General features: G+C 42.5%; 6 protein-coding genes. All 6 read right to left on the bottom strand.

Translation table 11 applies throughout. The features are described from left to right. Positions 1-62 precede the first annotated feature (62 nt). The 6 genes from V7K98_RS20535 to V7K98_RS20510 all read right to left on the bottom strand — a co-directional run bounded on the left by V7K98_RS20535 (position 63) and on the right by V7K98_RS20510 (position 15,294). Complete coding sequence (locus tag V7K98_RS20535; protein ID WP_335025349.1) at positions 63-3,455, bottom strand: non-ribosomal peptide synthetase; 3,393 nt, start codon at positions 3,453-3,455, stop codon at positions 63-65. 157 nt (positions 3,456-3,612) lie between these two features. Then, the gene (locus tag V7K98_RS20530; protein WP_335025118.1) at positions 3,613-10,407 is read right to left on the bottom strand and encodes an amino acid adenylation domain-containing protein; all 6,795 of its coding nucleotides are present in this window, start codon (positions 10,405-10,407) and stop codon (positions 3,613-3,615) included. A gap of 370 nt (positions 10,408-10,777) precedes the next feature. Beyond that, the gene (locus V7K98_RS20525; RefSeq protein ID WP_335025116.1) at positions 10,778-11,170 is read right to left on the bottom strand and encodes a hypothetical protein; all 393 of its coding nucleotides are present in this window, start codon (positions 11,168-11,170) and stop codon (positions 10,778-10,780) included. A 173-nt stretch (positions 11,171-11,343) separates the two neighbouring features. Further along, positions 11,344-13,053, bottom strand: a complete 1,710-nt coding sequence (locus V7K98_RS20520; protein ID WP_335025114.1) for an aconitase/3-isopropylmalate dehydratase large subunit family protein — start codon at positions 13,051-13,053, stop codon at positions 11,344-11,346. Next, on the bottom strand, positions 13,050-14,132 hold the full coding sequence (gene leuB, locus V7K98_RS20515) for a 3-isopropylmalate dehydrogenase (protein ID WP_335025112.1): 1,083 nt from the start codon (positions 14,130-14,132) through the stop codon (positions 13,050-13,052). The genes V7K98_RS20520 and leuB overlap by 4 nt, the downstream gene beginning before the upstream one ends. Continuing rightward, positions 14,116-15,294, bottom strand: a complete 1,179-nt coding sequence (locus V7K98_RS20510; RefSeq protein ID WP_335025110.1) for a 2-isopropylmalate synthase — start codon at positions 15,292-15,294, stop codon at positions 14,116-14,118. The genes leuB and V7K98_RS20510 overlap by 17 nt, the downstream gene beginning before the upstream one ends. Positions 15,295-15,308 lie beyond the last annotated feature (14 nt).

Raw genomic sequence — 15,308 nt, 5'->3', positions numbered from 1 at the left:
TCTATATAAATACTCTGCGTACCTTTGCGTTCCCTCAGCGTACCTTTGCGTTTAAAAAATACTCATAACACTAATTGCCGCCTCACTTCTACCTCTGATAATTCTTCCACTTCCGCCAAAATATCTGCTAAAGCATCATTCTCTGCTTGTTCAATTTGTTGAACAATCACTTTCTGAGATAGTTCAGCAATGGTAGGATTTTCAAACAAATAACGCAGAGGAAAATCTAGAGAAAAGGCTTCTCTTAATCGGGAAATAACTTGAGTCGCCAGTAAAGAATGTCCTCCCAACTCGAAGAAGTTATCATAAATCCCAATTTGTTTTAATCGCAGAATTTCAGCCCAAATCGTCGCTAATTCTTGTTCTGTTGGTGTAGAAGGAGCAACAAAATCAACTTCTACACTTCTTTGGGAAGTATCTGGAACAGGTAAAGCACGGCGATTTATTTTAGCATTAGGCGTTAAAGGTAATGCTTCCACAAATACGAAAGCGGCGGGAATCATGTAATCGGGCAGCTTTTTCTTGAGGAAGTTTCGCAGAGTACTAGGCGTTAGTTGATTATGATTGGTAACGAGATAAGCTACTAAATACTTTTTACCCGGTTCATCTTCCCGCATCATGACAACGGCTTGTTTAATGTCAGAATGTTGATTTAAAACTGCTTCAATTTCTGCTAATTCAATGCGAAAACCGCGAATTTTTACCTGTGTATCAATTCGTCCCAAAAATTCTAGATTCCCATCAGGGAGACGGCGGACTAAATCTCCGGTTTTATAAAGTGTATCTCCCTCAATAAAAGGATTAGCAATAAATTTTTCACTAGTTAATATTGGTTGATTTAAGTAACCTCTAGCAACACTCGCCCCACCTACATAAAGTTCTCCAGGAACCCCAATCGGAACCCGGTGCAAATCTCCATCTAGTAAGTAAACTGTTCTATCGCCGATAGGTTTACCAATGGGAATTGAATGGACATTTTGATCAAGTTGTTTAGGAATCGGATAACAAGAGGTAAATACTGTACATTCTGAAGGGCCATAAGCATGAATAATTTGTGTTTCTGGTAATAATTCTAAGGCGCGACGAACATGAGGTACAGAAACAGACTCTCCCCCGAACAGCAGTTGTTTAACTCCTAACAATCCTTCTGGGATGGTGTCAATCATCAGATTGAAAAGGGCGGTAGTTAGAAACAGGATGTTAACCTTTTGTTCTTGAATAATTTTGCTTAATTTCTCAGGTGTAGGGATTTTGTCTGGGTAAAGCACACAACGCCCACCATAAAGCAAAGGCGGCCAAAGTTCTAGAGTTAATGCATCCCATGAAATTGATGAATGTTGCAGCCAAATTTGCTGTGCATCAAGGTGAATATAATCAACCCCAAACATAAAACCAATGAAGCTACGATGAGGAACTTCTGTTCCTTTTGGTGTGCCTGTCGAGCCAGAGGTATAAATTATATAAGCTAAGTTTTCTGGATTAACTTGACTTGACAAATTATCTTCTCTGTGAGTAGAAATTACTGGCCAATCCGAGTCTAGATTAACCACAATTTGGTTATGGATTGGGAGTCTATGTTGTAAATGATTCTGTGTCAGTAAGATGGTTGTCTGCACATCTGCCATCATGAACGCCAATCTTTCTGAAGGATAAGCAGGATCTAGCGGTACATAAGCCCCACCCGCCTTGAGGATAGCTAGTATCCCTATCACCATTAAAGGCGATCGCTCGACACAAATTCCCACCCGTACTTCTTGTTTAACTCCCAGGGTTTGTAAATAATGCGCTAATTGATTGGCGCGGTTATTTAACTCCCGATAAGTTAAATGTTCTTTTTCATTAAAAGCGGCGGGAAACTCCATTCCCTTGTGGGTGGAGAGGGATAGCCGCCCCGCCACTTGGGGCATTGGGCATTGGGCATTGGGCATGAGAGACTCTTCCCCATGCCCCATGCCCCATTCCCCATACCCAAAAACTCCATCCCCTTGTGGGTGGAGTTTTTCATATACAACTGCGACTGCATCAGGTTTTTTTTCTACCTGTTCTTCAAATAAAATATGAATACATTTATATTCAATAGAATCTATATTTTGATGATTTTCTTGCAGCACTAATTCTTTCTCTTCGGCTGCACTAAGCAAGGATAATTGAGAAATATGTTGTTGTAAATTAGCTGCCATCCCTGCTAACAGTGTTTGGAAATGTCCAATCATGCGGGCAATTGTCTGTTGCTCAAAATGCTTGGTATCATAAACAATCCTTCCAGACAATTGTGATTGAGGATTAATTACCACCGTCAGAGGATAATTTGTGCGTTCAAAACAGCAGATATCACTAGTTTCTAAAGCTTTTTTCGTTTTTTGTTCAGCAGAATCTATTGGATAATTTTCAAATACTAGAATACTCTCAAACAATGGCATTCCCGCAGCAACATCACTTATTTTTTGAATTTCTGCTAGAGAAAAATAAGCGTACTGTTCCTGTTCAAATTGTTGAGTTTGTAAATCCTTCAGCCAGGATAATAGTTCTGTTTTTCCATCAACTTGTAACCGGATGGGAAGAGTGTTTATAAATAACCCCACCATAGAGTCTACATTCTCAAAAGTCGCTGGACGACCGGATACAGTTGCACCAAATACCACATCACTTTCTCTACTGTAGCGGGAAAGCAATAATGCATAAGCACCTTGCACCAAATTATTCAAAGTTAAATGGTGTTGTCGTGCAACATATTGCAACTTTTCAGTTACCGTTTGCGATAATTGGAAAGTTTGCTCATTATATGTTTGCTGTCCCCTATTCTCTATTCCCTGTTCACTATTTCCAATTAAGATAGGAACCTCAAACCCCTGAAGAGTTTGTTGCCAAAAGTTTTTTGCTTGAGCAATATCCTGTTGTTGCAACCAATGAATATAATCTCGATAAGGACGAGAAGGTTTAAGGCGTAAAGATTCGCCTTGATGATCAGCCTCATAAAAAGCTAAAACTTCTTTCAAGATAATCTGCATTGACCAGCCATCAAAAAGGATATGATGATGACTCCAAATAAATTGATAGGTTTGTTTCCCTAGAGAAATTAGAGTGAAGCGCATCAAGGGAGATTCAGCAAGATCCAATCCTTTTTTGCGATCGCATTTCAGAAAATCCGCTAGATGCTGTTGTTGTTCATCGGCTGTGAAATTGCGCCAATCCAGTACTTCCCAAGAAAGATCCACTTGCTTACTCACCATTTGCAAGGGCTTTTCTATCTCTTCCCAATAAAAAGAACTGCGTAAAACTGGATGTCTCGCCACCACCTGATTCCAAGCTTCCCCAAAAGCAGAAAAATTTAACTCTCCAGAGAGAGTACAAACCAACTGCTCAAAATAAACTTCCGATTCTGGCGCATAAAGCGTATGAAACAGCATCCCCTGCTGCATAGGCGAAAGTTCATAAAGATCCTCAATATTTTCCATCAAACCACCTCTAAATACTAAATCCCGATGCCCTTTATTAGTGAGACTGCACCCAATTTTCTTACTTTCTTCTTTCTTCCTTCGTGCCCTTTGCGTCCTTTGCGGTTCGTTCCTCATATAATTTGACACAATTAATGAGCTAAAAAACAAGCCTTAATCACGACTTATTACTTTTATTCTTATTAACTTTAGCCAAGAATTTATCAAGCTGTTTCTGATTGAGTTTAGCAGCCGAAAAGTCCGAAGGTGTATACCCTTTAGCCTCTTTTAATTGACAATGAACAATCAGATTTTTTAATGCTTCAATAAACCAAAAACCCAAGCCTTCAATGGTGGCTTTTTGATAAACTCGATCGCTGTAAGCCCAAGTCATCTCCAGCTTACCGCCGCGAATGAATCCGCTTATGCCTAACAGATGGCTGCGCTTGCCAATTGCACTTTGTTGCGCTTTCATTTCTTTAACCAAACCCAACACCTCGGAAGCTTTCAGAACCTGATCAAACTGCCCAAGGTAGTTAAAACTAACTTGTGCTTGAGGTAGCGCTTGTAATTTCACATTATCCCGCCGCAAGTAACGCAAAACTCCATAACCAATACCTCGATTGGGAATGCGCCGCAGTTGTTCTTTGACTAACTTTAAAGTCTCTCCAGGATTGTCAATTTCTTCTAGCTGTAACCGAACTGGGAATAAAGTGGTAAACCAGCCAACGGTACGCGATAAATCCACATCCTCAAATAAATCTTCCCTTCCATGACCTTCTAAGTCAATCAGTAGTGAATTTTCTCCTGTCCATTGGGCAAAGCTTTGCACTAAAGCTGTCAGCAACACATCATTAATTTGAGTGTTGTAGGCAGAGGGGACATCCTGCAAAAGGGCGCGGGTTTGTTCTTCAGTTAAACAAAGGGATACAGAAGCGGCTGAAGCGATTGTGTTGTCATCAAATACAGGCTTGTCTTCTGGTAGTGGAGTAACTTGAAAACTAGACTCACCCAGCCAGTAATCTAACTCACCTGCGATCGCATCTGATTCAGCATATTCTACCAAGCGATCGCTCCAATATTGAAATGAAGTTGTCTTGGCTGGTAATTTAATCGCTTCACCACGGCTGATTTGTTGGTAAGCTGTAGCTAAATCTTCTAGCAAAATCCGCCACGAAATACCATCTACTGCTAAATGATGGATGATGAATAGTAAGCAATTAGGTCGATTGTTACCTAATTGAAATAGCGTTACTTGTGCGATCGCTCCGGTAGATAAATTCAGGCTAGCTTGGAGTTCAGTATCGGCAGTTTTCATTGCCGTTTGTTGTTCTGCTGCCGACAGGTGCGACAAATTGATCACGCTAAACGGCACTATTTCCTGGGGAACGGCGTTAAACTGCTGCCAGTTTTCCCCTTTTTGCACAAAGCGCGATTCTCCCAAGGGGAGACGTGCAAAGCACGAACGCAAAGCATCATGATGCAGTAATAATTGTTGCACAACTTTCTGTAATAACCCTGGTTGCAAGTTTGGCGACACTTCCAGCAACACTGATTGGTTAAAGTAATCAGGTTCCGGCAATTTCTGCTCGAAAAACCACTGTTGGATTGGTGTCAGCGCTACCTTACCAGTGACTAATCCTTGTTCAGCTGTAACTTGACGAGTCATACCCGCCACAGCAGCTAACTCAGCAATAGTTTGGTATTTAAATAGCTGTTTGGGAGCAATTTGAATTCCTGCTTGCTGGGCACGAGAAATTACCTGAATGCTGAGAATCGAATCTCCACCCAGTTCAAAGAAGTTATCATGGATGCCAACTTGCTCTAGTCGCAAAATTTCTGACCAAATCGCCGCTAATCTCTGTTCTATCAAGGTTTGGGGAGCAACAAAGTTATCTTCTGCATTCCGAGAAAGATCGGGGGCTGGTAGGGCGCGGTAGTCTATTTTGCGGTTGGGTGTCATCGGCAGCGCCTCTAGCAGCACGAAAGCCGAAGGAACCATATAATTTGGCAGTTTTTGCTTGAGGAAATGGCGCAGTTCATTAAAAGCGGCGGGAAACTCCATCCCCTTGTGGGTGGAGAGGGATAGCCGCCCCGCCACTTGGGGCATGGGGAATGGGGCATTGGGCATGAGAGACTCTTCCCTATGCCCCATGCCCTGTTCCCCATGCCCAAAAACTTCATCCCCTTGTGGGTGGTGTTTTTCATCGTTTGTTGCTGGCGGCTGGTGGGGTACAATATAAGCCACAAGGCGCTTTTGTCCAGGGATGTCTTCACGGGCAGTCACGATAGTCTGAAACACCTGTGGATGTTGGCGTAACACTGTCTCAATTTCTCCTAACTCGATGCGGAAGCCACGAATCTTTACCTGATCGTCAACTCTACCGAGATATTCTAGGTTGCCATCTGCGCGAAATCGTGCTATGTCGCCAGTTTTATATAATTTTGGATTTTGGACTTCGGATTTTGGATTGTAAAACGGATTCTCAATAAATTTCTCAGATGTGAGTTGCGGGCGTTGCCAATATCCTCTAGCTAAACCGGCTCCGCCAATGTGCAGTTCTCCGGGAACTCCGATAGGCACTGGTTGCAGATATTGATCTAAAACATAAACCTGAGCATTGCTGATGGGTTGTCCGATCGCAACCCAGTCAGGATCTGAAGAGTTTAAGCGGTGTAAAGTGGTTACAATTGTTGCTTCTGTTGGCCCGTAACTATTAAATAATTGCGGTGGTTGGGGTAAATGAGCAATACTACTGTGCCAATGCTTCACTTTTTCTAGTTGAGCTTCTTCTCCCCCAATAATCACAACCCTGAGACTTTCAGGAATTCGGGAGTCTTGATGGGTAAGTTCCGCTACTAATTGATGCCAGTACGCTGTAGGAAGATCCAAAACAGTCAACTGCCATTCTCGGCAACACCGCCAAAACTCATCGCTGGAGTGCAATATCTGTTCGGTACGTAGTACTAATGTTGCACCGATCAAAAGACAAGGAAAGATTTCTTCGATGGATGTATCAAAGCAAATAGACGCAAATTGGAGAATATTATCGTCTGCGTTAATTCCATATTCATGAGTGGCGGTGATGACGAAATTTATTAGCGATCGCTGTTCAACCATCACGCCCTTGGGTTTTCCCGTAGAGCCAGAGGTATAAATAATGTAGGCGAGGTTATCAAGTTGAACCTCACAAATTGGATTGCTTGTATTTTGTTGAGCAATTATTCCCCAGTCACTATCTAAACAAATCGTTTTTCCGGCATAATCTGCTAATTTATCCTGAAATCTTTCTTGAGTCAGCAAAATACCCAATTGCGTATCTTCTAAAATATCAGCTAATCGTTCTTTGGGATAGGCAGGATCGAGGGGAACATAAGCACCTCCGGCTTTGAGAATGGCAAGTAAACCGACAATCATCTCTAGTGAACGTTCAACGCAGATACCTACCAGCGTTTCTGCTGTGACTCCCAAACTTTGGAGATAGTGGGCTAATTGATTGGCGCGATCGCTCAATTGGCGGTAAGTTAATTGTTGACCTGCTTGCTGAATCGCTACAGCATCGGGCGTTAACTCCACTTGGGCTGCAAATAACTCATGCACACATTTGATTGAAGAATACTCCCTGTGAGTTTGATTCCATTCCACCAATAATTGCTGCTGAGTCTGCGTTAACAGTGGTAATTCAGAAATTCGCTGCTCTGGATTCGCCACAATTCCTTTTAGTAATATTTGATACTGCTCTAGCATTTGTTGGATTGTAGCAGCATCAAAAAGATCGCTATTGTATTCTAAAACTAGGGTGATTCCTTTTGCTCCCCTTCTAGCACCGTTCTGTACACTTTGTTCAAAACGCGGTATGACGAGAAAATCTAGATCAAACTTTGCAGATTTATTACTAAGCGGTTCATGCAAGCTGATATCCAAACCTGGGAGACTCAAATCTGGCATAGCAGAATCATGGAAGCTGAACATCACTTGAAATAAAGGATTGTAACTCAAGCTGCGTATTGGCTTGAGAACATCTACAACTTTATCAAAGGGTAAGTCCTCATTAGCGTAAGCTTCAAGTGTCACTTGCCGCACCCGGTTGAGTAATTCCCGAAATGTGGGATTACCTGACAAATCGGTGCGTAACACCAAGTTATTGACAATCATACCAATTAACTTTTCGATCTCATGCATCCGGCGATTGGCAACCGCAGTCCCGATGCTAATATCGTCTTGTTGGGTGTATCTGTGCAAGATAACCTGAAAAGCTCCCAGCATCGTCATAAATAAAGTTGCACCAGCTTGACGACTCAGAACTCTCAGGGATTCGCACAAATCGCTAGGGAGTTCCATTCTAACGTGATCGCCATTGTAAGTTTGCTCTATCGGTCGTGGGCGATCATAAGGTAATTCCAATAGAGGCGAACTACCTGACAATTTTTGTTGCCAATAGGTTAATTGGGCTTGAGCTTCTGAGGTATTCACCCATTGACGCTGCCAATGGGCGAAGTCTGCAAACTGCAGGGATGGTTCAGTTAGTGGGGAAGGTTTACCTGCACAGAAGGCTGGATAAAGTTCCATCAACTCACCCAAAAACACATTGAATGACCAACCATCATGAGCTATATGATGCTCAATATGGATCAATTGATGTTCTTGTTCGCTCAACTTCAATAAAACCCACCTCACCAGGGGTAATTGATTCATATCGAAGGGTTGCTGCAATTCTGCCTCACATAGCTTTTGAGCCTCGGCTTCTTGCTCAGATTCCGGGAATGCCTGGAGGTCAATTACTCTAAAACTAATTGGTTGGTGTGGGTTAACAACCTGAAATAGCCTACCATTTATTGCCGGATAAGTCGTGCGGAAGATTTCATGACGCTGCACAATCTGATCGAGGCATTGGTGTAAAACTGTAACATCAAGCCAACCTCGAAATTCGATCTTTGCCTGGAATTGGTAAGCACTATTTTCCGGCGCTAATTGCTGGATGAAGTACACTCGCTCTTGAGCAAAGGAAACTGGCAATAATCCTTCATGGGGAATTCGTTCTATGGCTAGACGTTGCCTCTGTTGTTCTGTGTTGCCTTGGGTGAGAAGTTGAGCTAAACTTGCGATCGCGGGGTTTTCAAAGATTTGCCCAAAAGATAACTCAACTGGGAAAACTTCGCGCACACGAGAAATCATCTGAGTTGCAATTAGCGAATGTCCACCCAGGTAGAAAAAATTATCATTGACTCCAATAAGATCAAGCCTGAGTAATTCAGCCCAAATCGCAGCTAACTTTTCTTCAATTGGGTTACGAGGTGCAACAAAGGGTTCTTCAAGATCGGGGCGAGTGCGATCGCAAGCTGGAAGATTCTGCCGATCAACTTTACCATTAACAGTAAGGGGCAAGGAGTCGAGAATCACAAAGGCTGCTGGCATCATGTAGCTGGGCAGTTTTTCTTGAAGAAAGCGTTTTATGGTAATGACGCTCAAATCAACTTTTTGGTTAGGAACAATATAAGCAACAAGACGCTTATCGCCAGGGATGTCTTCACGGGCAATTACCACAGCCTGTTGTACATCCGAATGTTGACTCAAAAGCGCCTCAATTTCTCCAAGTTCAATGCGGAAGCCGCGAATCTTCACCTGATTATCGACTCGCCCAATAAACTCAATATTGCCATCTGGTAAGAAGCGGGCTAAATCGCCAGTCTTGTATAACCTGCTGCTTCCTTCCTCCTCAAACGGATTAGGGATAAATTTTTCCTCGGTTAATTCTGGACGGTTTACGTAGCCTCGTGCCAAACCGTCACCGCCAATATACAATTCACCAGGATTACCAACTGGAATTGGTTGAAGTTTAGAGTCTAGTATATAGATTTGTGTATTGGAAATTGGGCGGCCAATCGGTACATTTGTAGCCCCTTCTTGAATATCTTGCACTAAATAAAAACAAGCAAATGTTGTGCTTTCAGTCGGCCCGTAAACGTGCAGTAATCGCTGTGGCGCTCCATTTTTTAAAACCGCTTTCACTGACTTTGGATCTACAGCCTCACCTCCAAATAGTAAGTGTTGTAGGTTTTTAAATGCCTGCGGGACAACGCTAGCTAACTGATTAAATAAGGCTGTTGTCAAGAATAATACGCTAATCCCTTGTTCACAGATGTATGTTGCAAAGTTCTGCGGCGAAAGCACAACATCTTGAGGAATTATCACCAGCCTAGCCCCGTGCAGGAGAGAACCCCAGATTTCAAATGTAGCTGCGTCAAATGAAGTATTTGAGGCTTGAGCAACGCGATTACTAGGCACAAAGTTCACGTAATTGGTGTTGCATACTAGCCGATTGACAGCCCGATGCGTTACAGCTACTCCTTTTGGTGTTCCTGTAGAACCGGAGGTGTAGATGACATAAGCCAGATTTTCAGCCGTGGTGTTGCTAGTAAGATTTTCTTGACTTTGGCAGTTAATTAATTCCCAGTCACTATCCAGACAAACCAACTTCGTCCCGCTTGCAGTCAACCCTTCAACGAATTTTTCTTGAGTTAACACCACCTGAACTTGCGAATCTGAGAGCATGAACGATAGCCGTTCTTTGGGATATGTTGGATCTAGTGGTACATAAGCTCCACCCGCCTTGAGGATGCCCAACATTCCTGCGATCGTTTCTAGCGATGCCTCCGGCAACGTCTCCGACGAACGCTCAACGCAAATCCCAACCAGTACATCTGTCCCTACACCCAAACTTTGTAGATAATGTGCTATTTTGTTAGCTCGGTGGTTCAACTCTTGGTAAGTTAGTTGTTGCTCTTTGAAAACAACAGCAATATTCTCTGGAGTTTTTTCTACCTGCGCTTCAAATAATTCATGTATACACAGATGTTTGGAGTAATCTGTTTTAGTATCATTCCATTCAACTAATATTTTGTGTAGTTCCTGCTCAGTTAAAGCAGAATTATTATTAATAGACTGAGTAGAGTTGATGATAATATCTTCCATAAACTTTAGTATATAAATTGCAATATTCCTCTGATCATCTAAATATAGGAATCATATTTAATTTTTGAACAAAATTAGGTATTGTAGCGTGTGTTAGAACGGAGTTCGTAACGCACTATTATCAAGGGTTTGATGCGTTACGCTGTCGCTAACACATCCTACGGATATTTTCAGAAATCAAATACTAGTCCTATATAGGACTTACGCATTGACAGGAAAGACCAAGTATAGATGATTGGAAAAACCAGATAAATCGTAGGGGCAATTCATGAATTGCCCCTACGATGGATCTTAATCCGAAGTGAGTGAACTCAAGATCAGTACCTACTGCGTGTAGTTTTGCGTAAGTCCTGCGAATGTAATAGTGAACTTATTCATCCACAATTTCAACTGTTTTTGGTTGATTATACTCTTCGGTATCAATAATGACCTCTGGGCTAAGTTGATTTTTCAACTTCAGTTTTAGCTCCTCTGAAATGGGTAAATCTTTAATTTCTTTGAGAAGGTATCTCACTGATTCGGTTTTGCTCCGTTCTGCATAAATAGCCTTAAGAACAGCTTCAATTCCATATCCCGCTACAGTATCTCCCAGAACGGTTATTAGACCAAGCAATCCTATACCTCCGACGATGCCAAAAGGCCCTCCTAAAGCTGTGATGGCAGCTGCAACAGCCGCAGAACTACCTCCTGATGAAACTGTTAGAACCACGAGAATGATACCAGGAAGACCCAGACCAGCCAACTTTTTAACGATTTCGTCCATTGTAATTACCTAAAATCCTTATACTGTTGGTTAATAAATTGCTAAGGGTACGAGATAGAGTCTTTGTAAATAAAGAAACCTATCTCAGAATCTAGACTAAGCTAGATAAGAGTCATTGGCGATCGCATTGGGTTAATATTTTTTGAATTTACCCCGATCTCAAAGTTCACTCTTTAATTCAAGCGATCGCTAATTTTCCCATTAACAGCAGATATAGCCACTGTTCTAGGTGAGGCTAAATAATTTTTGCCCGTAGGATCGCCACTGCGTCCTTTAAAATTGCGATTGGTTGCATAAATACCTGTTTCTTCTTTTGCCAAAACTCCCAATCCAGAATTGATACAAGCTCCACAACCTGTCTTGAGAATTTGCGCTCCTGCTTGTTCAAAAATGTCGAGATAGCCCAAGAGTTGGGCTTGTTCTCTAATTTCAATGGTTGCAGGTACAATAAACAAGCTTACACCGTCTGCCAGTTGGCGACCGTTCAAAACTTCCGCAGCCTGAGCTAAATCATAGAGTTTTCCACCAGTACAAGAACCAATAAAGGCTTTGGTAATGGGAATATCCTCTAATTGACTAATGCCCACTACCTGATCGGGTTTCGGGGGACGTGCAACTTGCGGTTCTAAATCGCTGAGATCAAATTGATAAATCTTTTCATACTCAGCATCAGCATCCCCACTAATCTCTTCAAATTCTTGAGAACTACGGTTTTTTACATATTCACGTGTCACCTCATCAGGAACAATTAAGCCACATATTGCCCCACACTCAACTGCCATATTAGCGAGAGTCAACCGTTCATCAAATGGTAGTTGGGTGAGGATTGAGCCTCTAAATTCCATTACCTTACTAGTAGCGCCAGCACAACCGATTTGTCCCAAGATAAATAGGATAATATCCTTGGCACTGATTTGAGAAGGTAAGGTTCCAGACAACTCAAATACTAAGGTTTGGGGAACGCGAATCCACATATCTCCAGTGGCATAAATATTTGCCATATCTGTCGTACCTACGCCCGTAGAAAAGGCTCCTAATGCCCCGTAGGTGCAGGTATGAGAATCTGTACCAGCAATCACCATTCCCGGCCGGACAAATCCTTTTTCTGGGAGTAAAACGTGGCAAATACCTGCTGCTTCACCTGGGGAAACCATATCAAATAAATGGCATCCTTGGTCTTGAGCAAACTTAATCATCTGTTCGTACATCAGATGGGCTTTGTTATCTGCACGAATGTCGTTAACTTGGATAAAGTGATCTGCTACCAAAACCACCCGTTGGGAGTCCCATAACTTTGCCCCTTCTCCAAAGTGTTTATAAAATGTTTTAGCTACAGGGCCGGCTACAGCATCATGGGATAAAGCTAAATCGATTTGGGCAAAAACCACCTCTCCCGGTTTGACGTAGGAATTACCGGAGGCTTTCGCTAAGAGTTTTTCTACTAAAGTCATGGGTCTAGTAGATGTCAGGCTGGGAGGAATGGTAATCTGACCATGACGACGCATCTGATTAAAAGCCATTAGTCCGCCTGCTGCTGCGATCGCATCAACTACTGGATTTTGCTCTTTTTCCCCAAAAATTTCTAGGGAAAGTCCAATGTTGATACTATTCCGATAAAAAATCTCTGCAAACGATCGCGCCCGAATCTTCTTAACTCCCGCAGCTTGGATGGCAATGGGGGCAACTTCTCGACTTGAACCACAGCCAAAGTTTTCTCCGGCTTCAATCGCATCGTATTTTAAAAGTTCACCTTCGCCAATCAGGTGTTCTAAAGCATACTGTTTTAAATATTCAGGGTCATCTGTTGTAGCGCGATTGGCGGGAATAATATCATCAGTATTAATATCATCTCCCAATTGCAAAACTTTATTTGCGTTATTCATGCATAGATAGCTCCTAATTCCGAATATTGCCCAACCGAAAGTTCTTCTAATAAAAGGTCAACTAAGGTTTCAGTGTTGACTAAAATTTCTTCTCCTTGAGGAGATAAATCGGCTGTGCGGTATCCTTTGGCTAAAATTCGGTCTTGTGCTTGAATAATCCGTTGTGCAGCCTGCACTTCTCCCCATTGTTGAAGCATTAAAACACAGGCTCCGAGAGTTCCCAAAGGATTAGCAATTCCTAAACCTGCAATGTCTGGGGCTGTACCATGAATGGCTTCATACAGACCAAATCCGTCAGCGTTCAGACTGGCCGATCCTAATAAGCCGATGGAACCAACTAATGCACCGCCAATATCGCTAAGAATATCTCCAAATAGATTCCCCGCCAAAATCACATCAAACTGTTGTGGATTCAAAACCATAAGCATAGCTAAGTTATCCACCAACATTGGTTGAATAACAACATCGGGAAACTGTCCGGCTTCTTCTTGTACTAGACGAGTCCAAGGTAAATGGGGTAAGGCATTTTCTTTGTGGGCTACGGTGAGTAATCCTCGGCGATTTTGGGCTTGCTGTAGTGCTTTACGAGCAATCCGACGAATTTCTTCATCGTAATAGCGCATCGTATGATATCCGTAAGTTCCCCGATTATCTAAAGCTCGTCCAGATGGCCCAAAATAGATGCCACTAACTAGTTCTCGAACGATCAAGATATCGAGTCCTTGAACTTTCTCTGGTCGGAGGCTAGATTTATGCAACAGACTTTTAACGCTACGGATGGGGCGAAGATTGCAAAAAAAGTCGAAGTGTTTTCGTAGTTCTAGTAATCCGCCTTGACTAATAGCACCAAAGACAATCCCATCGGCTCCATCGCATAGTTGAGCGGTGGCTTGGGGGAAGTAACTACCAAACTGCTCTAAGGCAGTTGCACCAAGCCAACCATAATCTAGCTGTAAGGTAAATCCCTCAAGTTGAGCGACATGTTGGAGAATTTTTAAGGAAGCTTCCACAACTTCTGGCCCAATTCCTTCCCCTGGAATACCAACAATCCGATAGGATGGCTTAGTTAAAGACCCCATTTTCCCATAACTCCAATACTTCATTGGCTGTAAAATAGCGTTCTTGCTCAACAGCAAGAGATTTGATTACTGAGCGCATTTTCTCGTATTGCGTTCTGGGTTGAGGATTTTGCATTTGCTTTTCAAACAGATATTGGAAATTACTAACTCCACTCCATTTACCAAATACAACGTTTACACTACCGTGAGGAAAAATTGCAAAACTTTTGGGGTCTGAAAATAAACAATTGACATGAGTCCCCGTTTCATGCCATTGAGAAGTTTGAGAGTAAGGCGGGGCTGGGCGAACTCCTAATTTTTCAATGAAATCTGTCACAGGAGCGATCGCATCATAGTTTATACCCTGGACTTCAATTCCAAATCGAACTCGTAACCCATTCAATACCTGCTCGATGGGAATATTTCCCGCACGTTCCCCAATGCCGCAAAACGTACCCGATACTAAAGTCGCTCCAGCCATGAGAGATTGGAGGGTATTTTCGAGAGCCATGCCCATATCATTGTGGTAGTGTACCCCGAAAGCTACCCCTGTCGTGGATTGGAGCAGGTCGCTAACCCAGATATAGCTCTTTTCTGGACTGAGAATCCCCACCGTATCACAGAGAATGAAGTTTTCAATATAAGGGCTGCATGAGCGGATACATTGCACTAAAAAGTCAAAATCGGCTCTAGAAGCATCTTCTGCTGCAAAGTCTACTCTAAGTCCTGCGATCGCAGTTGCATAATGCAAGTTTTCGATAATTAAATCGATAGCATTTTGACGAATTTGATCGATGACATGAGCGGGGATATTGTCATCAATGGTTTTCCCTTTAAACTCTTTCACCTGCCGGATTTGAGGATCTCGTAAAAACAGTAGTCGATCGGAAACGGCATGGAAAAGGATGATCCGCTTCACTCCGCAGTCTTTGGCTAAATCAATAAACTGTTTGTTCATTAAGGTAGCCGACAAAATCTGACTATCCAATCCCTCTAATACTAATGTTTTAACCAGTTCAGCTTCTTGTTCACAGACACAGGGCATAGTGTCGATTCCATGAACTCCCGTTTGGGCAATTAAATGGGCAAGTTTTTGTTTGTTTGGGTAAGAGAAAAATAGACCTGCTTGTTGTTCTCCATCTCGCAATGTGTCGTCGTAAATTTTGATGGGGAGGGCTTCCATTTTTTTACTTTCTG

It is taken from the genome of Nostoc sp. (assembly GCF_036917435.1).
Lineage (GTDB): Bacteria > Cyanobacteriota > Cyanobacteriia > Cyanobacteriales > Nostocaceae > Nostoc.
This window is presented reverse-complemented; position numbering and strand designations above follow the sequence as displayed.

Bases quoted from the DNA above. Each gene is read 5' to 3' on its own strand.
- V7K98_RS20535 (WP_335025349.1), bottom strand. From the start codon at position 3,455: ATGGAAAATATTGAGGATCTTTATGAACTTTCGCCTATGCAGCAGGGG.
- V7K98_RS20530 (WP_335025118.1), bottom strand. From the start codon at position 10,407: ATGGAAGATATTATCATCAACTCTACTCAGTCTATTAATAATAATTCT.
- V7K98_RS20525 (WP_335025116.1), bottom strand. From the start codon at position 11,170: ATGGACGAAATCGTTAAAAAGTTGGCTGGTCTGGGTCTTCCTGGTATC.
- V7K98_RS20520 (WP_335025114.1), bottom strand. From the start codon at position 13,053: ATGAATAACGCAAATAAAGTTTTGCAATTGGGAGATGATATTAATACT.
- leuB (WP_335025112.1), bottom strand. From the start codon at position 14,132: ATGGGGTCTTTAACTAAGCCATCCTATCGGATTGTTGGTATTCCAGGG.
- V7K98_RS20510 (WP_335025110.1), bottom strand. From the start codon at position 15,294: ATGGAAGCCCTCCCCATCAAAATTTACGACGACACATTGCGAGATGGA.